This is a genomic window from Leptolyngbya sp. PCC 6406, from assembly GCF_000332095.2.
Lineage (GTDB): Bacteria > Cyanobacteriota > Cyanobacteriia > Phormidesmidales > Phormidesmidaceae > PCC-6406.
Genome location: NZ_KI913949.1, coordinates 646,744 through 667,536, shown reverse-complemented (window position 1 = coordinate 667,536; position 20,793 = coordinate 646,744). Strand labels below are relative to the sequence as shown.

Sequence of the window (20,793 nt, the reverse complement as noted above, 5' to 3'; positions counted from 1 at the left end):
TGGGGAGGGTTTTCCACAGGTTAAGGGATTATCCCCCCAGATTGCGTTGTCCTGTGGATATCGCGATCTGCCCCTTTTCCCCAGCGATCTCCCCCCTTTCTGTAACGTTGAGTAACGGCAAAACGCCTGAAACCCCCATTCCTCCGTAGGCTAGGCAGCTCGAATACAGCTCTTGCAATATTTTGCAACATTGACAGCCCTAGGGAGGGCTAGGCAGAATGATGCGACCGGAAGACACAGCGCCTGTGGTGGCGGCAGTTCTGGATCCTCAGAAAGTTGGCGGGGAGACAGGGATAGCCCAGCTATGGAGGTGCAACTTTCGGGTGGTTTGCTCTGTATCTGTGGTGTTTTAAGGAGACTTGAATGAATAGTTCCACAATTAGCCTGTTAGTAGAAATCCCAGAGGATCTGCACGAATCCTTGCAGGGATATCTCGAATCCCACCCGGCCTGGAGTCAGCAACGGGTTTTTTGTGCTGCTCTATCCTTATTTCTGATGCAAAATGGTGGAGGCGACCGTCGGGTGAATCGTATTTATCTGGATACGTTGTTTGATTACGCTGCCTAGAGAGCACCATTACAGAGAGATCGCCGTTAAAGATTCTGTCGTCAACGGAATTCAAAGCTTTTACCCGAGTCTAGGGAATTTAGGTAACAACCATAAAGTGTGAGGGGAAGTGTGAGGGAGAAAGCTGTCTCCTAATATTTTCGGAAGCCATCGAATTGAATTGATTGCGCACAACCCCACAAAGGGCGCAAAACTTTGCGCCTCCACCCATGGAATAGATTTGTGTGGTTATTGGGCCAGACTTGATAAAACCCCTATTGTCCTACGGTGAAATTCCATGACTGCGGAATCTCGGTCTTCATCCCCTATTTTGTGGGGCCAAGTCTGTGGCCTCGCGACGGTGCAGGGGGCCATTGCCCTCACCTGGGTCATCTACAATCTCTACCTGGTAGAACTCCTGACCCGACTGGGATTTCCCCAGGGCCTTGCCACAGGACTGCTGGTAATTGAGAATCTACTGGCGATGGTGATGGAGCCCCTCATGGGCACCTTCTCCGACCAAATGCAGCATCGGGTGGGCACACGATTCCCCCTAGTGAGCCTAGGCATTATTGCCGCAGCCGCCTGTTTTATCCTGCTGCCCACCGTCCTATTTTGGGGACAGGGACCGTTGTTACGTTGGGCCTTGCCCTTGCTCCTTGTAGCTTGGGCCTTGGCAATGACAGTGTTTCGTAGCCCTGCTCTATCCCTTCTGGGGCGCTACGCCTTTCGGACCCAACTGCCACAAGCAGCCAGTATCCTCACCTTGGTTGGGGGGCTAGCAGGGGCCATGGGCCCCTTGGCGAACCAGTTCATTTTGGGCTTGGGACCAATGGTGGCCTTTGCTATCGGTTCCGGGGTGCTGCTGGTGGCCATGGTGGCACTCCGTTGGGCGGGTCCAAATGAATCAGTGGCAACAGTGGACCAGACTGCTCCGGCAGCCCAGACGGCCCAGACTGTAGGGTTGTCGTCAGACCCTAGCCAGAGTAGTTCTCGTACCTTACCCTGGGTCAGCTTGGCCCTGGTATTTGGCGCGGGGGTGGGGGTAGCCCTAGGGTTTCGGCTGGTGATGGGGGTCTTTCCCGCCGTGATTAAGGCCCAGGTTCCCGATGGCAATCTCCCTCTAATTATGGGGGCCATCTTCATTACCCTAGCCCTGACGGCAATTCCGGCAGGGGCTTTGGCCACACGCTTGGGTAATCGCCGTGCCATGGTTGCAGGACTAGCCGCTATGGCCTTTGTGGCGGTGGCGGCAATGGCGATTCAGAGTATGGTTCTAGGGCTGCTGCTGGCAATGTTGTTTGGTGGAGCCTTTAGCCTAGTGTCTAATGGTACGATCCCCTTTGCCTTGTCCATGGTGCCCCCGGATAAGGCGGGCCTAGGCACAGGGATCTATTTCAGTGGGGGAGCCCTGGCCGCTAGTCTTGCGGGAGCCGTGTTGGGCGGCAATGCCCCCACCTTAGGGTGGGGATCCTCCGTCGGTGCTTTAGCTTTCCTGTTGGCGGGGGTCTGTGTCGCTAGTGCCGGTAGTCGTGGAGCAATTGCCGCTATAGCAGTTCACTCCCAGCCAGAGGGAAGAGACAATATCTAGAAACCCTGCGACATCGCCCTAGGAATTCTATTGCATGAGCCCCCGTTTACCATTGGGATACACCGTGGACCAATTGGTGCGGGCCAGGGCCAATTGGTCCAAGGAAATTCGAGCCCCGGTCAAATCGGCACCGCAGAGATTGGCTCCCCGCAGGTTGCATTGTCCCAGGGAGGCATAACTCAAGTTGGCCCCCCGCAAATCGGCTCCCTGGAGGTTGGTATTGGTTAAATAGGCGCGGCCTAGGTTAGCACTGCGAAAGGATGCCTCGGTCAGGTTGGCGCGGCCAAAGTTGGCCCCCGTCAAGTCCGCCCCTTGAAAATTCCCCTTGGGTAGTTGAGCTTGATTAAAGTTTGCTCCCGCCAAGGTCACCTTTTGCAGATCAATTCCTGGCAAGTTCTGCATCGAGAAATCCCGTTGCCCCTTAGCATAGGCCGTCTTGATTTGCTCCGCCGTCAGCTTGCCCCGCTGTCCCCCACTACCACCAGACCCCCCGGAAACCTTGCCGGATCGACCGGCAGTTTGGGGACCATTGGTCATCATGCGATCGCGCGCTGCGGGTGGGGCAGCCCCGGTTCGAGTCGCCCGCTCTCGTCGAGCCCGAATTGCCGCCGCCATCCGAGAGGTGGGGGAAGAGGTGCCCCCAGAGGGAGAGGTCATATCCCGCAGGTCACTGCTGTTGGGGCCGCTATTGGGGCTATTATTACGCCCTGGGTTTGCAGGGAAGGCCATATTTTGGGCCAAACTGTCCATGTAGGGTTCTAGATCCAGATCCCGGAGAATAGATTCAACACTTTGGTAGCGATGGCGCACCGAGATTTCCAACATCTTTTGCAGCACCCCAGCAAAGTGGTCGCTGATGTGGACATATTCTCGCCATAGCATTTCCCCCGTAGTGGGGTCGTAATCTAGTTCCTTAGGTGATTTGCCCGTGAGCAGATAAATGCAGGTCACCCCAATTGCGTAGAGGTCACTGGCGTAGACCGGACGCATAGCCATTTGTTCTGGGGGCGCATACCCCGGCGTGCCAATGGCATAGGCGGTCAGAGCAGTCTGTTCGGAACTGTTGGGCTGGACAGGGCTGACCTTGTCCTTAACGGCCCCAAAGTCAATGAGAACTAACTTCTTATCTTCATCACGCCGAATTAAGTTGGCGGGTTTGAGGTCGCGGTGAATGACGCCGCTATTGTGGACGTACTGAATCAGGGGCAGGGCTTCACTGAGGAACTGCTTTACCCCCGCTTCGCTGAAGGGGCCACCCCGGCGCACCTCCTGCTGGAGGGTATTGCCATTAATAAATTCTTGAACTAGAAAAAACTCTTGATTAATTTCAAAATAATCTAGCAACCTGGGAATCTGGGGATGGTTGCCAATTTTTCCCAGAATCTTGGCCTCTCGCTGAAATAGATCCCGCGCCATTTCCAGAATGTGGGGAGCATCGGCGGAGGGGCGCAGTTGTTTGATCACACAGGGGGGATGGCCAGGGAGGGCTTCATCCCGCGCCAAAAAGGTCGCGCCAAACCCGCCTCGCCCCAATGCCCGCAGCGCTCGATAGCGATCGCGCAGGTGTAAGCTCGCCCCACAGGTCTGACAATGGGTCACATTGGGGGGATTCTTCGGCTGGGGGCAGTCTAGGTTAATGCAGTAGCTCATGCGACGTGCGGTGATAGAGGCCCCAGTGACATAGCAGAAAGGATTACCAAGGGTGCAATCATCCCCAGGCTGGCGATGATGAGCCTGCTGCCCTCCATGCTAACCGTTTAGCCTCAAGATTTTTCACTGCCTTAGCAGCGATAGCTTGAGATTTGAGGGTATTGTCACATTACTCTGATTGTTCCCAGCTTTGTAAGGGGTTTTCATGACCATCCGATAGAAAAGCCCATGAAAACTTGATGAACCGAATATCCCCGTATTTTTACGGGCTCCCCATCTGCTGGAAACTATCAGTACGGTATCGCTCTGGCGGATTCACGCTTTAGGCTCTGCTCAGATCTGAGATGGGAATTTCGCTGGAACACTCTTATCCTGATAGAACCCCATGCATTGATACGCTCCCCGTGTCTGCCAACGCTAGCCCTCCACTGCTAAAGGATCCCGATCGCCTAGAAGCACGGCTCAAGGAAATTCCTGTTGAGCCCGGTGTCTACTTCATGCGCGACAGCCGGGAGCAGATTCTCTATATCGGCAAATCTAAGCGGCTGCGGAACCGGGTGCGGTCCTACTTTCGCGATACCCACCGCCACATGCCCCGCATTGCCCTGATGGTGATGCAGGTGGTGGATATTGAGTTCATTGTCACCGATACCGAAGCCGAAGCCCTGGCCCTAGAGGCTAACCTCATTAAGCAGCACCAGCCCCACTTCAATGTGCTGCTGAAGGACGACAAAAAATACCCCTACCTCTGTATCACCTGGTCCGAGGACTATCCCCGTATCTTTGTCACGCGCAAGCGGCGCAAGGGCAATTCTAAGGATCGCTACTATGGACCCTATGTGGACACTGGGTTGCTACGGCGCACCCTTAGCATCGCTAAGCGCATCTTTCCCCTGCGGCAGCGACCCCAACCCCTGTTCAAAGACCGTCCCTGCCTCAACTACGACATTGGTCGCTGTCCAGGGGTCTGCCAGCAGCTCATTACCCCAGAGGAGTACCAAAGGACGGTGCAGCGGGTAGCGATGGTGTTCCAGGGTCGCACGACGGAATTGGTGGATATTTTGACGGGCCAGATGGAGCAGGCTGCCGAAGCCCTGAAGTTTGAACTGGCGGCGCACCTACGGGATCAAATTCAGGGATTGGATCGGCTGACGGCCAATCAAAAGGTGGCGCTGCCGGATGACACTGTCTCTCGGGATGCGATCGCAATGGCCAGCGACGACCAGTTCGCCTGCATTCAGCTTTTCCAGATCCGCGCCGGACGGCTAGTGGGACGACTGGGATTCAACGCCGACGCCCAGGCAGGCACACCAGGGGAAATCCTTCAGCGGGTACTGGAGGAACATTACCAAACGGTAGATGCCGTAGAGGTTCCAGCGGAAATCTTAGTGCAGTATGAGCTGCCCGAAGCAGAAATTCTGGCGGAGTACCTCACCCAACGGCGGAGTCGGAAAGTAACGATCGAAATGCCCCAGCGCCAAACCAAGGCGGAGTTGCTAGACATGGTGGAGCGCAACGCCCAGTATGAGCTAGCCCGTACCCAAAGGGTGGCAGATCGCAATCTCCAAGCCCTGCAAGATCTAGCGGAAATTCTAGACCTACCAGACCTGCCAAAGCGCATCGAGGGCTACGACATCTCCCACATCCAGGGCTCCGACGCCGTCGCCTCCCAGGTGGTCTTTGTGGATGGAATGCCCGCAAAACAGCACTATCGCCACTACAAGATCAAAAACCCCGAGGTGCGAGCGGGGCACTCCGATGACTTTGCCAGCATGGCCGAGGTAATCCGCCGTCGTTTTCGTCGCTACGCTGCCGATCCCGATCTCCAGCGAGTGGGCAATCCTGACTGGCCCGATGTGGTCATGATCGACGGCGGCAAGGGGCAGCTCTCCGCCGTGGTGGCGGAGCTGCGGGAGATGAACCTGTTGGGGGATGTCTTCGTGGTCAGCTTGGCCAAAAAGCGGGAGGAAATCTTTCTCCCCGGCGAGTCCCATCCCTTAGCAACAGAAACAGAGCAGCCCGGAGTGCAAGTACTGCGACGATTGCGAGATGAAGCCCATCGCTTTGCGATCAGCTTCCACCGACAAAAACGCAGCGCTCGAATGCGGCGATCGCGCCTCTCCGAAATTCCTGGTCTGGGGCAGCATCGCCAAAAGGAACTCCTGGCTGCTTTTCGCTCCATCGACTACATCCGGGAAGCCAGCCCCGATCAGCTTGCATCGGTCCCCGGCATCGGCCCCCACCTAGCCCAACAGATCTACGACTATTTCCACCCCAGCGATGAGGCGGTCAGTCCTGCCCCTGAATCTGCGACTACGGGATAGAAGAACAGCCCTGGATCCACAACCCATAATCCAAATCCGCGCATTAATTCACTAGTCATAGGAAAATCTAATTGCTCTGGGGATCGCAGGAAAGATTTCGCAACATCCCTCAAGAATTATATTTTTATCTATCAAGGCTATTATTCGGGGATCAAGATACATAATTGCTTAATATTTCTAGCCATAAACTCTCCCTAGTCGTCTAAAACTCTTGCTACATATAGACTCAGTGGAGTTCGGGACCAGTGGGGATCAAGGAATCTGAGGGGGAATTCCAGAAAAATAAGCCCTATAGATGGTTGCACGCCTCCTTTTTTTTGAAATACCATTTTGAAGTGTTGACTGTTGTTTCCAATCGTTAATACTGTTGCGATCCCTCAGCCATTACCCCGCTCAGGTCGGAGTTGCAATGGCTGCGAGCGATCGCTTTTCTTATGGTTCGTCACCTTGTCTCAGAGGCCCAAGTTATGGAACGTGCTACCCACTCTACCTACACCGTGAATTGTCCCAACTGTGGCGGCGATGCTGAGCGCCACCATCTCGCTGAGAGTGGCGTGGTCCGCACCCAATGCCCCCACTGCGACTACTTGATGATCACCTGCCACCATACGGGCAAGGTGATTGAAGCCTACGCCCCCGGCATTTTTGCCTGCCGATAATGCACGGTTCTACACCCTGCCTCTCACCTTCCAAGAAAGGTGAGAGATTTTTCCATGTCCGAGCCGACACCCTTAAACGCAGGTCGCAGCGACTCCCTTGGGATCAGGGTTAAAATTGTATCTTGGAAGACTAAGGTTTTGCTCCTGCCTGCGACTCTCCGCTGCCCACACCAACCAGTTACAATCCTTGGGCGACGCTGACTTGTGAGGTCGCTTGCGATTGACATTGGGCACTTATGGTAGACCATCTTCCTTGCATTCCCCCTTGCACCTGGCACCACCCTATCGGTCAGGGCTGGGAACACCACTACATCGTTCGCTATGCCAGTAATCTAGATGACGGTCCCCACCATGGTGCTCCCCTGGGAGGCTTCGGCGCGGGCTGCATCGGGCGATCGCCCCACGGCGACTTCAATCTGTGGCACCTAGACGGCGGTGAACACACCTTTCAGACCTTTCCCGCCTGCCAGTTCAGTGTGTTTGAACAATGGGGCGACCAGCGCCAAGCCTATGCCCTGTCCACAGAAGCACCCACGGATGGAACCTTGGGGCAATGGCAATGGTATCCCGCAACACTTCAAAATTCAAATCAAAATTCAAAATTCAAAATTCAAAATTCAGAACTCCCCGCCTCTCCCCCACTCTCCACTGGCACCTACCACGCCCTCTACCCCCGCAGTTGGTATGTCTATGAGAACGTGTTCCAGGCGCAGCTCACCTGTGAACAGTTCTCCCCCATCTGGGCTCGAAACTACCAGGAAGCCAGCTATCCAGTGGCGGTGTTCCTGTGGACAGCCCATAATCCGACGGATCAGCCCATTACCCTCAGTATTCTGCTGAGTTGGCAGAACATGGTGGGCTGGTTTACTAATACTGCAAAGTCGCCCCAGGTGTTGCAGCGGGATGACGGCAGCCCCTATTACGACTATGTGTCGGCTATTGGTCAGAGTGCGGGCAATGCTAACCGGTTGGTGCAAACAGGGGCGGCGGTTGGGTATGTGATGAATGGGGCGATCTCACCGGGGATTACTCCGACCGAGGGGGAGGGACAATGGGCGATCGCGACCCTGACTCAACCCGGTGTAGAAGTCTTCTATCACACCCGCTGGAACCCAGTGGGGGATGGGGGTGATCTGTGGAATGGTTTTGCCATAGATGGTTCCCTGGTGAATAGCGGGGACGATCGCCCTGCGGCAGCGGGAGAACAGATCGGGGGCGCGATCGCAGTTCGCTTTACCCTCCAGCCAGGGGAAACGCGGCAGATGCCCATGACCCTGGTTTGGGATCTGCCGGTGACGGAATATGCGGCGGGGGTGGCAGACTATCGCCGCTATACGGACTTTTTTGGCCGGGAGGGGCAGAATGCGTGGGTGATTGCCCAAACTGCGTTGGCAAATTACACCACCTGGCGACAGCAGATTATCAACTGGCAACAGCCAATCCTTGACCAACCGGATTTTCCTGACTGGTTCAAGATGGCCCTGTTCAACGAACTCTATGACCTCACCAGTGGCGGTACCCTGTGGACGGCGGCGACCGAGACTGACCCCGTGGGCCAATTTGGGGTATTGGAATGTGTAGACTATCGCTGGTACGAGAGCCTGGATGTGCGTCTCTACGGCGGATTCGCCACCCTGATTCTGTGGCCAGAACTGGAGAAGGCAGTGATTCGCGCCTTTGCTCGTGCCATTCCTACGGCGGATGATCACCCCCGTATCATTGGCTATTACTACACCATAGGCGAAACCGACCATTACGCTCCCCGCAAGCTTCCAGGGGCAACCCCCCATGATTTGGGCGCACCGAACGAGCATCCCTTTGTCAAAACCAACTACACCAGCTACCAAGACTGCAACCAGTGGAAAGACCTGCCCAGTGATTTCGTCATCCAGGTCTACCGGGCTTACAAGATGACGGGGGCCACCGATGGGGACTTTCTGGCGGACTGCTGGCCGGCGGTGACGGAAACCCTCAAGTATCTGAAGCGCTTTGACACCGACAGCGACGGCATTCCCGAAAATGGTGGAGCCCCAGACCAAACCTTTGACGATTGGCAGCTCAAGGGCCTTAGTGCCTACTGTGGGGGGCTATGGATGGCAGCATTGGAAAGTGCGATCGCGATCGCCGATACCCTCACCGCCGCCGGACGTGCCCCCGGCAATACCCCCATCCTCGTCACCCAATATCGTCGTTGGCTAGAGCAAAGCCGCAAGGTCTACCATAAGCGCCTCTGGAACGGACGCTACTACCGCCTAGAAACCGGCAGCGACTCCTCCGTGGTAATGGCAGATCAGCTCTGCGGCCAATTCTGCGCCCGCCTAATGGAATTACCAGACTTGGTAGAAGAGAAATACGTGCAATCGGCCCTAGCAGCTATCTACGACGCCTGTTTTTTAAAATTCAACAACTACGCCGCCACCCAAGCCCGACCCCAGGAGCAAAAGTTCATCGGTTCCCAAACAGGCACGTTCCGGTCGGCCCAACCCGGCATCCCCATCGGCGCTGCCAACGGCGTCCTCCCCGATGGCTCCCCCGAAGACCCCGACGGCACCCACCAGCTCGAAGTGTGGACCGGCATCAACTTCGGCCTCGCCACGTTTTTCGCCCAAATGGGCCAGGTAGATAAAGCCTTTGCCATCACCGAAGCAGTAGTCCAGCAAATCTACACCCACGGCCTCCAGTTCCGCACCCCAGAAGCCATCACCGCCCTCGGCACCTTCCGCGCCTGCCACTACCTCCGCCCCCTCGCTATTTGGGGCCTGTATGGGGTTTTGCAGGGCTGGGAGTTAGGGTGTGAGGGTGAAGGGTGAAGGGGGGTTGGAGTTATTTCCGTAGGGGCAATCCCTTGTGGTTGCCTTTGTTGCTGGGTGACCGGTATTGGGGGTATTGGGGTGATCGCCGTAGAGGCGGGTTTGGCTCGTATGTACCAGGTAATTCAGGATGGGAGGCTCAAAACCCGCCCTGCCCAGTCGCCGGGTGATCGGTGTTGGGGTATTTGGGGTAGGGGCGCGGTTTCCGCGCCCAATGCAGGCGGTGATAGATAGATCCCGTAGGGCGGGTTTGGCTCGGATTTGGCGGGTAATGGGGGGATGGTCTTTCAAAACCCGCCCTGCCCAGTAGCAGGACTAGTGTTCTCTGAGAAATCTACTGCTGGTGAGAAAGGTGCTGGTTATGGGTAAACAAGATAGACTTATCGATAAATTTTGGGGCTATCGGTGCATAGGCAACTTGCAGAGGATTATCGAACCCTAGGGCTACGGGAAAACGCCGCCTTTGACGAGGTCAAGGCAGCCTATCGTCGTCTTGCTCGGCGTTACCATCCCGATGTCAATCCCGGCGATCGCAACGCCGAGGATCGATTCATTTGCATCACCCAAGCCTATCAACGGCTGGTGTCAACCCTCCCGGTTCGTCCAGCCCCCCGGCCCTCAACCCAACCCCCAATAACGGTAACGACTCCCCCGACCGTTGAGGTTCTCGTCAACCCCGACCTGTCTTCCGAGGAACATACCCTCAAACAGCGGGCCTACCGACAACTTCAAACTCTGTTTCAAACCCAGCGCTTTCCGAGAGCGATCGCACTGGTGGATGGTTTAGCCCAACGTTTGCCCCAGGATACAGAGGTTCGCCAATGGCGAGCCATTACCTATCAACGCTGGGGACGGCATCTCATTCGCCATGGCCAATATGAAAAGGCGCGTCATTCCCTTAAAAAAGCCCTCCGTATTGACCCCCACAACAAGGCACTATGGCAGGAGATTAACCGCGACTTCCAGCGTATTGAACATCTGGTATGGCAGCAGTCCCCCGCCGTAGCCCCTTAGTACACCTAGGCTGAAATAGTTACTATTCTGTCGCAGCAGCCCAACCTTTTCTGGCCCATAACAAGAAATCTGACTTTGATTTGCCACAACCCCTAGCGAAATTGCTCATCCAGGAAGGTCAAGAGCGCATCCCAGGATTTCAGATCGGCGCGGCCATCGTAACGGGAACTACCTGCATTCGCCCCCCATACCGTAAAGGAGTGAAGCACTCCGCCATAGAGTTCCATGTCAAAATCCACGCCAGCGGCAGTGAGATCCTCTGCCAGGGCCGCAACCTCAGCCATGGGGGCAACGGGATCATTTGCGCCATGGAGCACAAGGATCGGTCCTGTTGCTTGGGTATAGTCTTGTTCTTCGGGGGTGGCTAGGCCCCCGTGAAAGCTGACAAACCCCTCAATATCGGCTCCAGCACGGGAAAATTCCAGGACAGCAGCCCCCCCAAAGCAGTAACCGATGGCCACCACCCGCTGCGGATCGACCCCCGGCATCTGACGGGCTCGCTCTAGCGCTGCAAATAACCGCTCTCGCATGGCAGCACGATCGCGGTAAAGCTTGCCGCTCTCTGCCTGAGATTCCTCAGCATTGCTCGGGCGCACCCCCTGACCGTAGAGGTCCACGGCAAAAGCCGTATAGCCTCGCTCTGCCAACATCTGGGCACGGCGTTTCTCATACTCATCCAAGCCATTCCAGTCATGGACCAGCAACACTATGGGCTGCTGGTCTCCAAAGCCTTCATTGCGGGCAATGTAACCCTCGTAGGATTGGCCAGCGACGGAATACACCACGTCCTGGGTGACAATGCCCGCCCGAGCAGCGGTGGTCCAGCCCCCAAGTAGGAGCACGATAACCGCCGCGATCGCAAGTATTTTATTTAGCCCTAGTTTTTTTAGCACAAGCCTCATTTTCCAAAACATCAACAGACCGTTACCCGTGGGGCCAAGCCCTCTTCCCCGGTCCCCTTCTACGGTAATGCAGGAATATTGGGCAGGGGCCATCAGGGAGCCTTAGGAAGCGGGTTAAGACGAACAGCCATCCTCAGGCAATCACCCCGCAAGAGGCTGTTCAAGCGATGGAAAAAGGCGGTAGCCTAGTCAAAAGGTAAATTCCAACCCACGACACCCAGAACGCATTGGGCATCTGGTATCCAGGTAGGGACTTCCCTAAGAATTTTAATCTCCCTTTATTCGGAAGCAGCGCGTGCCCAAAGTCGGCATCATCTTCAATGACATCAAGCCAGCAGCCTGCGAAGTAGCAGACCTCTGGCGACAAAAACTCATGGACCTCGGCTATCCCGTACAAATGGCTACAGGGGCAGGCGGGCTCCTAGGCTATTCTCGGCCAGAGCGGCCCCTCTGCCACGCCTCAATTGAGAGCTTGGTGCCTACAGGTTTCGATGAAGGTATGCTCTTTGCAGTGGTTCTAGGAGGAGACGGCACCGTATTATCTGCCTTCAGACAGGTGGCCCCAGCGGGCATCCCTCTGCTCACCGTCAACACAGGTCATATGGGCTTTTTGACAGAAGCCTACTTGAACCAAATGCCCCAAGCCATTGAGCAGGTTCTCCAAGGCAACTACGAAATCGAAGACCGGGCCATGGTGGCAGTAAAACTCTTCCACGAAGAACGGTTGATCTGGGAAGCCCTCTGCCTCAACGAAATGGTGATTCACCGCGAGCCCCTCACCAGCATGTGTCACTTTGAGGTCACCGTAGGCCACCATTCCCCCGTAGATATTGCCGCCGATGGGGTGATTATTTCGACCCCCACAGGATCTACTGCCTATTCCCTTTCAGCGGGAGGACCGGTGATTACGCCAGGGGTACCCGTCACTCAACTTACCCCCATCTGCCCCCATTCACTGGCCTCAAGGGGACTGGTTTTTCCCGATACAGAGCTGGTGAGCATTACCTCCGCCAATCCCGACCCCTTGGTCATGGTGGTGGATGGCAATGCTGGCTGCTATGTGTTGCCGGGAGACCGGGTACAGACGCAGCGAGCACTGTATCCAGCTCGTTTTATTCGTCTCCGCCCCCCAGAGTTTTTCCGGGTATTGCGGGAAAAGCTGGGCTGGGGGCTCCCCCACATTGCCAAGCCCACATCGGTGGAGCTGCCCTAGGGGCTATAATCAACGGCAGTCTGATGGCGTCGCAGTAGTCTGGGCGATCGCCTGCCGTTGGTCTAGGATGCTGAGGTATGGATATCGACCCACTCGCGCCGCCGCCGCAGGTGTTAATCATTGCCACCAGCGATGACCTCACCACCCATCTGAGCCAGGATCTAGAAGAAGCCGGTTACGAAGCCGTTCTGGTGCGATCCGCTGGCGAGGGGGTGCAACAGGCCAAGCGCCTCAAGCCCGCCTTAGTAGTGGTGGATCGGCTCCTAGGTAACCAATCTGGGCTAACGGTGTGCCAAGACCTGAGAGGCACCGGATTTTGCAGCCCCATTCTGCTATTCATGGCCCGAGATACGCTAGAGGACCGTATTGCCTGTCTAGAGGCTGGAGCCGACGATTATTGCCTTAAGCCCTACCGCACCGATGCTTTTTTGAATGTGGTGCAGACCTATCTCCAGCCCGGTCAGGTGACGGCGGAGCAGTTGCGTTTTGGGGAACTCTCCTTAGATTTAGCCAGTCGTACGGCTAACCGTAACGGTCGCACTATCGACCTCACGATGAAGGAGTTTGAGCTGCTGCGCTATCTCATGGAGCACCCTCGGGAGGTCATGACTCGGGAGCAAATCCTGGAAAATGTGTGGGGTTATGACTTTATGGGGGAATCTAATGTTATCGAGGTCTATGTCCGCTACCTACGACTCAAGATTGATGGCAATGACGAAAAACGTCTAATTCAAACCGTCCGGGGAGTCGGTTACGTATTGCGGGAAAGCTAGGAGATACCCAGATCCATGCGTCTTTTGATCTTGTTGTGGCGGCGATCGTTAGCACTAACCCAACCCTCTTCCCCTGTCTATCCCTGGCATCCCAGGCGAAATCAGGTTCCCCTAGGGATAGTCGCCTCTGGAGCAACCGCCGGGGCACCAGATAAAGCGTCATTCCGATTAACTCGCCTTTGGGTCGGGGTTTTATCCCTAGGCTGCCTGACTTTAGCTGGGTGTCCTCAGTCACCTTTGGTTTCGTCAGTTGCGACAGAAAATGCCGTGTCTTCTCCCAGTACCTTTCCTACTTCGGCCCCTCAGTCTGCGCCTTTAGCGCAGGCATCTGCTGGGAATGTGCCCGCTGGCCAAGTGCTGCCAATTACGGCCCAGGTGCAATTAGGGACAGAGACCATTGGTCTAGAGGTGGCTAGCACTCCCCAGGAACAGGCCGTAGGGCTGATGTATCGACAAGAACTACCGGATAACCGAGGCATGGTGTTTCCCTTCAATCCGCCCCGCCCCGTCAGTTTTTGGATGAAAAATGTGGTGATTCCCCTGGATATGGTGTTTGTGCAGGGGGGAGAAATTGTCGGGATTGCGGAAAATGTGCCACCTTGTACAGCAAATCCCTGTCCGACCTATGGTCCTGGTCGTCAACTGGTCAGTTATGTAATCGAGCTACGGGGAGGACGGGCTGGAGAACTGGGAATCGCTGTGGGCGATACTGTTGATATTGAATGGCTGGCGACGGGAGAACCCGAAGCGGTGGAATCAGCACCACCAGAGACGGCAGATCCCCGATAGCTCCAAGGTCACAAGGTGTACTTTTGTCGCTTTACGTTACATTTAATATAAATTTCCCCTGGGGATCGCACCCTAAATCCCCACAAAATCGGGTACGCTAATCAGACTCTAAATCCTGCTGGTGTCCTGTGATGGGCGCATTTCATTGTTGGAAAAGCGACGATTGGAAACCGTATCCACAAAATCTCAACCAACGTTAGCGAAGCAATTCGCTAACGCGGGTTTCATGTCCATTAGTCTACTTAGGGCCTCGCAGGAAAATAACGCCCCATCCGTAGGGTGTGAGGGTATGTATAGCCTAACGGCATTCAAGAAAGGCGGAGCCTGCCCGTTGGCGATGGGCCTACCTTTGGCATAGGGCTTGGGTGTGTATAACCTAATGGTATTCAAGCAAGGCGTTGGCAAAGCCACTCCAGGGAGTTAGCCCGTCCAGAGGGCTCATAACCTTCCTTAGGTCGTTTCTGCCAAATCTTGGATACGCCCTCGAAGCCTAAATTCCTGAGGCTTTCAGAAATGCCGCCCTGTTTTCCTGTATCGGTTATCCGACCCGTGCAGGATAGACAGCCTTAGGTACAATCAGGCAAAACCATGAGCACACTACAAACAAGTCGGTATCGGTTCTACAGGATTAGCAAGCAACGGTGCAGCAAATGATGACACGACAAAATACCGGCTTGATTCAGTTTTTGCAGGATGAGTTGGCGGTGTCCCAAGCCTCCATCCAGGTGGCGCTCCGCCATTGTGAGCAGGATCCAGGGCCACTGCCCATGGTGCTATGGCAGTATGGCCTGATCACCTTGGAGCAACTAGAGAAAATCTATGACTGGATGGAAGCTGCCTAGGGGCTGGGGACAATCAAAGCCAGATTCCTGATTATGGGGAGGTTACAGCCCCTATCTTGATGCAGTAGGGCGGGCGTGGTCATGCCTACCCCGCAAGGTTTTCCTCATTAATTGTCCACGCGCCCTAAATGCCCTGTGCGATTAGAACAACGCAGGAGCGTGCCATTACCTGATATTTACTCTCTGCAAAAGGCGTACTCCCGTTAGGGGCAACAATATCTTCTGGTGGTGGCAGGGCCGTGTCGATAATGCGATGCCAGCGACTCTCGGTCAGGTTTTTGGGCAGATCAAAGGTCAGGGGTTCCCAGTAAGCATTGATCATGACGTGGAGTTTTTCCCGAGCGGCGGGATGGTACAGCGTAAAGGCTAGGGAATGGGAGTGGTCGCTCCAGTCTGGGTCATAAAGTTGAACGCCATGCCAGATCAGATGGGGGCCGTTGATGAAGCGATCACTCACCGCTAGCCAATGGGTTTGCTGAAAGATTTGGAGACTCTGGGTTAGCGCGATCGCATCTCGGGTAAAGCGCCAAATTTCCTGCTGTTCCATCAGAGTATCCCAGTTCATCCAAGATCGGGGACTGTTCTGACAGTAGGCATTATTATTTCCCATCTGGGTTCGGCCACTTTCATCCCCCATCAGCACCATGGGAGTACCTTGAGCCATGAATAATACCGTGATCAGGTTTTTCATTTGCCGCTGCCGTAGGGCTTGAATAGCGGGATCGTCAGTATTGCCCTCCACCCCGCAGTTCCAACTAAAGTTGGCATCGCTGCCATCCCGGTTGCCCTCGCCATTGGCCTCATTATGCTTTTTGTCATAGGACACCACATCCCTGAGGGTGAACCCATCGTGGCAGGTGACAAAATTAATGCTGCGGTTGGTTTCCCGATCGGGGTCATTAAAAATATCGGGGCTCCCCAAAATGCGGGCCGCCAGATGGCCGACAGTACCGTTTGCCCCCTGGATGAACTGACGCACATCATCTCGGAAAGGCCCATTCCATTCCGCAAAGCGATCGCCAATGAACGAGCCCACCTGATACAAGCCCCCCGCATCCCAGGCTTCAGCAATCAGTTTTGTGCGGGCCAAAATCGGATCCGACTCAATACTCCAGATGATAGGGGGATCCACTAGGGGCGTGCCATCCTTGTCTCGGGCCATCACCGAGGCTAGGTCAAAGCGAAACCCATCCACGTGCATTTCCGAAACCCAGTAGCGTAGGCAATCTAAAATCAAGCGCCCCACCACGGCATGGTTAGCCTTGACCGTATTGCCACAGCCACTGTAGTTAGCATAGTGGGTGAGATTGTTCTCATCCAGAATGTAGTACGTCAGATTATCCAAGCCCCGAAAGGAGAGGGTTGGCCCCCGTTCATCCCCCTCAGCAGTATGGTTAAAGACCACATCTAAAATCACCTCAATCCCCGCTCGGTGCAGGGCTTTTACCATGTCGCGAAATTCCTCAACTGGCCCCAGGGGATCTTGGCGGGAACTATAGGCTCGGTGGGGGGCAAAAAAGGCAACGGTGCTGTAGCCCCAATAGTTTTCTAACCCTAGAGGGGCGTCCCGCTCATCAAATTGGTGGATGGGCAGGAGTTCCACAGCGGTAATGCCTAGGGACTTGAGGTAGGGGATTTTCTCAATCACCCCGGCAAAGGTGCCTCGTTTTTCCGGGGAGACTCCGGAACTGGGATGGCGGGTAAAGCCCCCTACGTGCATTTCATAAATCACGCTGTTGGCGTAGGGAATCTCTAGGGGAATGTCACCTTCCCAGTTGTAGGCGCGACTGTCCATGACGACGCCCCGCAAGGCCCAGGGACAATTTTCCCCAGGGTGACAGGCAGCTTGGCGATCATAGTTACCTTGGCCTACGACCGCATGGGCATAGGGATCCAGTAATACCTTGGTGGGATCAAAGCGGAGTCCTTCCTCCGGTAGGTAAGGCCCTGCGGCCCGGTAGGCATATACTTGCCCTACCCCTATCCCCAGTACCAGGACATGCCAGTAGTGAAAGGAGCGATGTTCCTGGGGATTTAGGTGAATAGTATGGGACGGATAGGGGTCATCGGGGCTGTCGAACAGCAGCAGGTCGATGCCGGTGGCATATTTGGAATAGAGGCAAAAGTTGACGCCATCTTCGGAAATGGTTGCGCCTAATGGATAGCTATTGCCCGGTTGGACTGAAAGTCCCATGGCGGTTAATCCCAGTCAAACTCTAGAGGTTCGTCCCCTAGGTACTCTCGCATCGCCTTGCGAACAACATCTAACTCATCGGGGGTCAATTGGCCATCGGCAAATAGGGCGGTGCGCAACTGTTTAGCCTCTTCCCGAGAAATCTTGCCGTCAGCCATGACCCGCTGTACTAACGATCGCAGGTTGGAGAGATGGGCGGAGTCGTCTGTGGAGGGCGAGACAAATTCGGCGGGTTCGATCATGGTGGCAGGGCAACCCTGGTGGGGAGCGCGTAGAAAGACAGCAGCACGATTGCTCCTGGCATCATAGCGACTCTTGTCCCCCCTGAATCGCTTCCCTTAGAGGATTTAACATCCTGGGATCGACAGTCCCTTAACCGGGACACACCCCTGACCAGTTTTCCACCGTGTCACGGGCTTCCAAAAAGCCTGCGACCTCACCGCGATAGGTCACCAATTGGGCACGATCGAGGGAGTTGGGGGGGACTAGGGTAATCAGCTCATCTAAGGATGCCGCTGCACAGGCCCAGTCCCGGACATTCACCGCCCTGGTGAGTAGGCTCTGCAAATCCATAGCCCGTTGGCGTTTGGCGGCCTCTGCCCGTTGTTGGGCAATGTAGCTCTCCATATTCGCGATCGCGGCTAGGGCATAGCGATCACCCGGTCGGGCTTCTAGAGCTCGACGAAAGTTAATCAATGCGGTGTGATAGTCCCTGGCTTCGGCGGCGGCATAGCCGATCTCCATGGCACGGGTGTAGGATTCAGCCCTGGTATTGGCTTCCGTATTGACCCTAGGCGCGGCGTCCGATCCAGAATCATTGGGGGTGGCCGGGGCAGCTCCCGGCATTCCATCAGCGCGGACATATTGGAGACCAACGCCGCCGAATGCTACCAGGACGCTGAGTAAGAATGCCCCCATCAAACCCCGTACCGGATACCGCTTGTTCATTGCCATCGCAGTAATTTCATGCCTGAGGGCTAGGATACCCAAACCCCGACCAATTTGCGACCATTAGGCTTATTGCACCCATCTCCGTAAGCACTACCTTAGAGTAGAGAACACCTTTCCCCATACCGCTCATGAGTCAATCTGTGGAATGGACCCCTGAGGCTGAAGCCTGCCTTAAGGAGATCCCCTTCTTTGTTCGCCCTGCTGCCCGCAGAAAAATTGAAAAATTTGCCCAAGACCAGGGTCTTCAGCAAATCACCGCCGAGGTCTACGCCAAGGCCAAGGCCCAATTTGGTTAAGGGCTGTAACCGCCCCATACCAGGAATCTGGCTATGGGGCGGTTACAGCCTCTAGATTGACTCAGTAGGGCGGACGTGGTCATGCCTGCGCAGCATAGGTAATGACGCAGAAAGTAGCGCCCTGGGGATCTTGCAACAGGGCGAATTTGCCCACCGTCGGAATCTCCATCGGCGGCATCAGCACTTGGCCCCCCAACTCCTGGGCCTGGGCTGCCGTCGCGTCTACATCATCCACGGTGATATAGACGCCCCAAGCCGGCGGCATGTTGGGGCTGGAAGGGGGTAGTCCAGCGATACCCCCCTTTTCTGCCCCAGCCACTGAAATCGTCGTGTAGGGCATATCTTGAATATCCCCAGCCTGCATCGTCCAACCGAAGAGAGGACCGTAAAAGGCTTGGGCGGCAGTGGGATCTGAGGTCATCAATTCGCACCAACTGAAGGCACCATGCTGCTGAAAAGGGGTCATGAGGCAAACTCCAGGAATGGAATGGGCAAGTGATCATTTGCCCTTAGTCTACCAGAAGTAGTTCCTATGTTCTACCAATTATCCACAGCCCCTAGCCAACGGTGGTGCAGTCTGCGGCAGCCACCGCTGGCGGAGCCTCTCGACTAAAGGAAACCCCACAGCCACAGGTATGCTTTGCCAGAGGATTGGTAAAGCGAAAGTTGCCCCCCATGAGGTCTTCGGCGTAATCCACTGTCATGCCGTCGCACTGGGGCAAGGTTTCGGGGCCGACAACAACCTTGATTCCCTCAACCGTCAGGGTTTGATCCGCTGCGGTGGGTTGAACCTCGTCAAAGCTGAGATGGTACTGAAGTCCTGCGCAGCCTCCCGCCGCGATCGCAAGACGCACGACCCCATTGGGGAAAGCTTGGCGACTTTGGAGGCGTTTGATCTCGCGGAGGGCGCTTTGGCTGAACTGAATCATGACTCGATAGCAGCAACGCAACGATAGGGGCAGATATTGACCCCAGCCCTTAGCTTAGGTGGTTTTCTGGCCCTAAAGCGTTGAAGTCATCAACGCTGGCGGGATTATAGGTGCGATCGCACTCTCACCTACAATCCCTGGCACTCAGCTAAAACACCACCTTGAATAGGTGAAACAATTCCCCTGGCTGCTCCTTTTGAATCTTGACCTGAGATGACTTAAGTTGCGATCTCCAATCCTTAAGAGGCGTCAGATCCACCTCCGCCCCCAGATACATTTCCAAAATGGCCCAATCCTCCGCCAGAGGCTTATCCGGATCCAGCACATCAAACACAACAGAGCCCCCCGGCTTGAGCAGAGGCTTCACCCGAGTCAGCACCTGATCCCAATAGTCCAGCGAGTAGTAACAAGTCACCCCCGTCGAGATGACAAGATCGAACTGCTCCGGTTCGTAGTCTTCCAACTTATGGGCCGGAGCCTGCTTCATCCCCTTAAACAGCTTGGAATTAAGCTGAGGACCTCGGGAATTAACCATCTGACAGATGGCCCCACTAATATCCTGACCATAGAACCGTGCATCCCACTCTCGCCACGGATACACCAAAAAACTAGCCCCACAGCCCAGATCCAGACAGGTCTGACGTTTCTGGGGCTTCGCCAACGTCCAAAACGGAGAGGCGATCTGGGCAGACAGATGGCCCGTTGCCCAAGCTTGAAACACCGGCAACGTCTGCACAGAGTCAGGGATGTCCGGCACCTGTCCCCGATATTCACGGTCAAAGCGGTCAGCGACTAAACCCAATCGCTCGCTCCAAGAACTGGATGAAACGCTCAAAAACTTTTCCCTCGATAACCTGACCAGATCTGTACGGACATGGATAGGGCGAATGGGGCTCGACCTATTTACCAGAGGGAAACCCCTTGCGTGTCTTGGAATCCCCTTTTATCCTGCTACGCACGGGCACAGCCCTACATCCTTCTGACTCCTGGATTCTGAACTCCTGGATTCCGACTCCTGGATTCCGCCTTCCGCCTTGCGGTACTAGCCCTTCAGCGCCTTATTGAAATTTTGGCGGTAAGACTTGTTTACCACCAACAGGATTGGCCACAAGGCCGTCATGGTCAATCGTCCGCCGCTGAAATTGGTGCGGTGGAACCCTTTCCAAAACCGCCACGCACCCACGCCATAACCAATCAGCAGCACAATACCAATCAATTGAGGCATGATCTCCTTGCTCCTAAGCTGAGTGCTCGGTATCTCTACCTATTAAAATAACAACGTCAGGGTTTCTTTAGTCTTCTCAGGGTGG

At 55.3% G+C, this 20,793-nt stretch carries 20 protein-coding genes; 11 read left to right on the top strand and 9 right to left on the bottom strand.

The genetic code is table 11. The features are described 5' to 3' along the window. Nucleotides 1-363 precede the first annotated feature (363 nt). Nucleotides 364-567, top strand: a complete 204-nt coding sequence (locus tag LEP6406_RS0203055; protein WP_008317874.1) for a DUF2811 domain-containing protein — start codon at nt 364-366, stop codon at nt 565-567. 277 nt (nt 568-844) lie between these two features. Beyond that, nucleotides 845-2,137, top strand: a complete 1,293-nt coding sequence (locus tag LEP6406_RS0203050) for an MFS transporter (protein ID WP_008317876.1) — start codon at nt 845-847, stop codon at nt 2,135-2,137. Between the two features lie 27 nt (nt 2,138-2,164). On the opposite strand, the gene LEP6406_RS0203045 is transcribed toward LEP6406_RS0203050, so the two are convergent. Beyond that, the gene (locus LEP6406_RS0203045) at nt 2,165-3,787 is read right to left on the bottom strand and encodes a serine/threonine-protein kinase (RefSeq protein WP_008317878.1); all 1,623 of its coding nucleotides are present in this window, start codon (nt 3,785-3,787) and stop codon (nt 2,165-2,167) included. A gap of 344 nt (nt 3,788-4,131) precedes the next feature. On the opposite strand from LEP6406_RS0203045, the gene uvrC reads away from it, so the two are divergent. The 4 genes from uvrC (at nt 4,132) to LEP6406_RS0203020 (ending at nt 10,594) form a co-directional block, all read left to right on the top strand. Then, complete coding sequence (gene uvrC / locus LEP6406_RS26385) at nt 4,132-6,111, top strand: excinuclease ABC subunit UvrC (protein WP_008317880.1); 1,980 nt, start codon at nt 4,132-4,134, stop codon at nt 6,109-6,111. Between the two features lie 467 nt (nt 6,112-6,578). Further along, nucleotides 6,579-6,770: a hypothetical protein gene (locus tag LEP6406_RS0203035; RefSeq protein ID WP_008317882.1), complete on the top strand. Its 192-nt coding sequence runs from the start codon at nt 6,579-6,581 to the stop codon at nt 6,768-6,770. A 236-nt stretch (nt 6,771-7,006) separates the two neighbouring features. Continuing rightward, the gene (locus LEP6406_RS0203030) at nt 7,007-9,580 is read left to right on the top strand and encodes a GH116 family glycosyl hydrolase (RefSeq protein WP_008317884.1); all 2,574 of its coding nucleotides are present in this window, start codon (nt 7,007-7,009) and stop codon (nt 9,578-9,580) included. A gap of 405 nt (nt 9,581-9,985) precedes the next feature. Continuing rightward, the gene (locus LEP6406_RS0203020; RefSeq protein ID WP_008317886.1) at nt 9,986-10,594 is read left to right on the top strand and encodes a J domain-containing protein; all 609 of its coding nucleotides are present in this window, start codon (nt 9,986-9,988) and stop codon (nt 10,592-10,594) included. A gap of 92 nt (nt 10,595-10,686) precedes the next feature. Here the strand turns inward: LEP6406_RS0203020 and LEP6406_RS0203015 are convergent, their stop codons facing one another. Next, complete coding sequence (locus LEP6406_RS0203015; RefSeq protein ID WP_051463606.1) at nt 10,687-11,496, bottom strand: dienelactone hydrolase family protein; 810 nt, start codon at nt 11,494-11,496, stop codon at nt 10,687-10,689. Nucleotides 11,497-11,791: 295 nt separating this feature from the next. On the opposite strand from LEP6406_RS0203015, the gene LEP6406_RS0203010 reads away from it, so the two are divergent. The 4 genes from LEP6406_RS0203010 (at nt 11,792) to LEP6406_RS0202995 (ending at nt 15,113) form a co-directional block, all read left to right on the top strand. Beyond that, nucleotides 11,792-12,709 (top strand): NAD(+) kinase, encoded by a 918-nt coding sequence (locus LEP6406_RS0203010; RefSeq protein WP_008317891.1) that lies wholly within the window; start codon nt 11,792-11,794, stop codon nt 12,707-12,709. Nucleotides 12,710-12,786: 77 nt separating this feature from the next. After that, nucleotides 12,787-13,482, top strand: coding sequence for a response regulator transcription factor NblR (gene nblR, locus LEP6406_RS0203005; RefSeq protein WP_008317893.1), 696 nt, complete (start codon nt 12,787-12,789; stop codon nt 13,480-13,482). Between the two features lie 267 nt (nt 13,483-13,749). Beyond that, on the top strand, nt 13,750-14,271 hold the full coding sequence (locus tag LEP6406_RS0203000) for a DUF192 domain-containing protein (RefSeq protein ID WP_225886402.1): 522 nt from the start codon (nt 13,750-13,752) through the stop codon (nt 14,269-14,271). A 650-nt stretch (nt 14,272-14,921) separates the two neighbouring features. Next, entirely contained in the window at nt 14,922-15,113 is a 192-nt protein-coding gene (locus LEP6406_RS0202995; RefSeq protein ID WP_008317896.1) for a DUF2949 domain-containing protein, read from the top strand. 124 nt (nt 15,114-15,237) lie between these two features. Here LEP6406_RS0202995 and glgX read toward each other — a convergent pair whose 3' ends face one another. The 3 genes from glgX to LEP6406_RS26380 all read right to left on the bottom strand — a co-directional run bounded on the left by glgX (nt 15,238) and on the right by LEP6406_RS26380 (nt 18,261). Continuing rightward, on the bottom strand, nt 15,238-17,307 hold the full coding sequence (glgX, locus tag LEP6406_RS0202990) for a glycogen debranching protein GlgX (RefSeq protein ID WP_008317898.1): 2,070 nt from the start codon (nt 17,305-17,307) through the stop codon (nt 15,238-15,240). Nucleotides 17,308-17,312: 5 nt separating this feature from the next. Beyond that, nucleotides 17,313-17,549 (bottom strand): hypothetical protein, encoded by a 237-nt coding sequence (locus tag LEP6406_RS0202985; protein WP_008317899.1) that lies wholly within the window; start codon nt 17,547-17,549, stop codon nt 17,313-17,315. Between the two features lie 130 nt (nt 17,550-17,679). Then, entirely contained in the window at nt 17,680-18,261 is a 582-nt protein-coding gene (locus LEP6406_RS26380; protein WP_051463604.1) for a hypothetical protein, read from the bottom strand. Nucleotides 18,262-18,398: 137 nt separating this feature from the next. Between LEP6406_RS26380 and LEP6406_RS0202975 the strand changes: the two genes are divergently transcribed. Beyond that, nucleotides 18,399-18,554, top strand: a complete 156-nt coding sequence (locus LEP6406_RS0202975) for a protochlorophyllide oxidoreductase (protein ID WP_036029091.1) — start codon at nt 18,399-18,401, stop codon at nt 18,552-18,554. Between the two features lie 79 nt (nt 18,555-18,633). Here LEP6406_RS0202975 and LEP6406_RS0202970 read toward each other — a convergent pair whose 3' ends face one another. The 4 genes from LEP6406_RS0202970 to LEP6406_RS0202955 form a co-directional block, all read right to left on the bottom strand. Next, nucleotides 18,634-19,020 carry a VOC family protein gene (locus LEP6406_RS0202970; protein WP_008317906.1) on the bottom strand — a complete coding sequence of 129 codons (387 nt, stop codon included), beginning with the start codon at nt 19,018-19,020 and terminating at the stop codon, nt 18,634-18,636. Between the two features lie 91 nt (nt 19,021-19,111). Next, nucleotides 19,112-19,483 carry a HesB/IscA family protein gene (locus LEP6406_RS0202965; RefSeq protein WP_008317908.1) on the bottom strand — a complete coding sequence of 124 codons (372 nt, stop codon included), beginning with the start codon at nt 19,481-19,483 and terminating at the stop codon, nt 19,112-19,114. Between the two features lie 148 nt (nt 19,484-19,631). Continuing rightward, nucleotides 19,632-20,285 carry a class I SAM-dependent methyltransferase gene (locus tag LEP6406_RS0202960; RefSeq protein ID WP_008317909.1) on the bottom strand — a complete coding sequence of 218 codons (654 nt, stop codon included), beginning with the start codon at nt 20,283-20,285 and terminating at the stop codon, nt 19,632-19,634. Nucleotides 20,286-20,525: 240 nt separating this feature from the next. After that, entirely contained in the window at nt 20,526-20,708 is a 183-nt protein-coding gene (locus LEP6406_RS0202955; RefSeq protein ID WP_008317912.1) for a hypothetical protein, read from the bottom strand. Between the last annotated feature and the right edge of the window lie 85 nt (nt 20,709-20,793).

What these genes read in the sequence shown, in the direction of transcription:
- LEP6406_RS0203055 (WP_008317874.1), top strand. Translation starts at nt 364, where the DNA reads ATGAATAGTTCCACAATTAGCCTGTTAGTAGAAATCCCAGAGGATCTG.
- LEP6406_RS0203050 (WP_008317876.1), top strand. Translation starts at nt 845, where the DNA reads ATGACTGCGGAATCTCGGTCTTCATCCCCTATTTTGTGGGGCCAAGTC.
- LEP6406_RS0203045 (WP_008317878.1), bottom strand. Translation starts at nt 3,787, where the DNA reads ATGAGCTACTGCATTAACCTAGACTGCCCCCAGCCGAAGAATCCCCCC.
- uvrC (WP_008317880.1), top strand. Translation starts at nt 4,132, where the DNA reads ATGGGAATTTCGCTGGAACACTCTTATCCTGATAGAACCCCATGCATT.
- LEP6406_RS0203035 (WP_008317882.1), top strand. Translation starts at nt 6,579, where the DNA reads ATGGAACGTGCTACCCACTCTACCTACACCGTGAATTGTCCCAACTGT.
- LEP6406_RS0203030 (WP_008317884.1), top strand. Translation starts at nt 7,007, where the DNA reads ATGGTAGACCATCTTCCTTGCATTCCCCCTTGCACCTGGCACCACCCT.
- LEP6406_RS0203015 (WP_051463606.1), bottom strand. Translation starts at nt 11,496, where the DNA reads ATGAGGCTTGTGCTAAAAAAACTAGGGCTAAATAAAATACTTGCGATC.
- nblR (WP_008317893.1), top strand. Translation starts at nt 12,787, where the DNA reads ATGGATATCGACCCACTCGCGCCGCCGCCGCAGGTGTTAATCATTGCC.
- LEP6406_RS0202995 (WP_008317896.1), top strand. Translation starts at nt 14,922, where the DNA reads ATGATGACACGACAAAATACCGGCTTGATTCAGTTTTTGCAGGATGAG.
- glgX (WP_008317898.1), bottom strand. Translation starts at nt 17,307, where the DNA reads ATGGGACTTTCAGTCCAACCGGGCAATAGCTATCCATTAGGCGCAACC.
- LEP6406_RS0202985 (WP_008317899.1), bottom strand. Translation starts at nt 17,549, where the DNA reads ATGATCGAACCCGCCGAATTTGTCTCGCCCTCCACAGACGACTCCGCC.
- LEP6406_RS26380 (WP_051463604.1), bottom strand. Translation starts at nt 18,261, where the DNA reads ATGGCAATGAACAAGCGGTATCCGGTACGGGGTTTGATGGGGGCATTC.
- LEP6406_RS0202970 (WP_008317906.1), bottom strand. Translation starts at nt 19,020, where the DNA reads ATGACCCCTTTTCAGCAGCATGGTGCCTTCAGTTGGTGCGAATTGATG.
- LEP6406_RS0202965 (WP_008317908.1), bottom strand. Translation starts at nt 19,483, where the DNA reads ATGATTCAGTTCAGCCAAAGCGCCCTCCGCGAGATCAAACGCCTCCAA.
- LEP6406_RS0202955 (WP_008317912.1), bottom strand. Translation starts at nt 20,708, where the DNA reads ATGCCTCAATTGATTGGTATTGTGCTGCTGATTGGTTATGGCGTGGGT.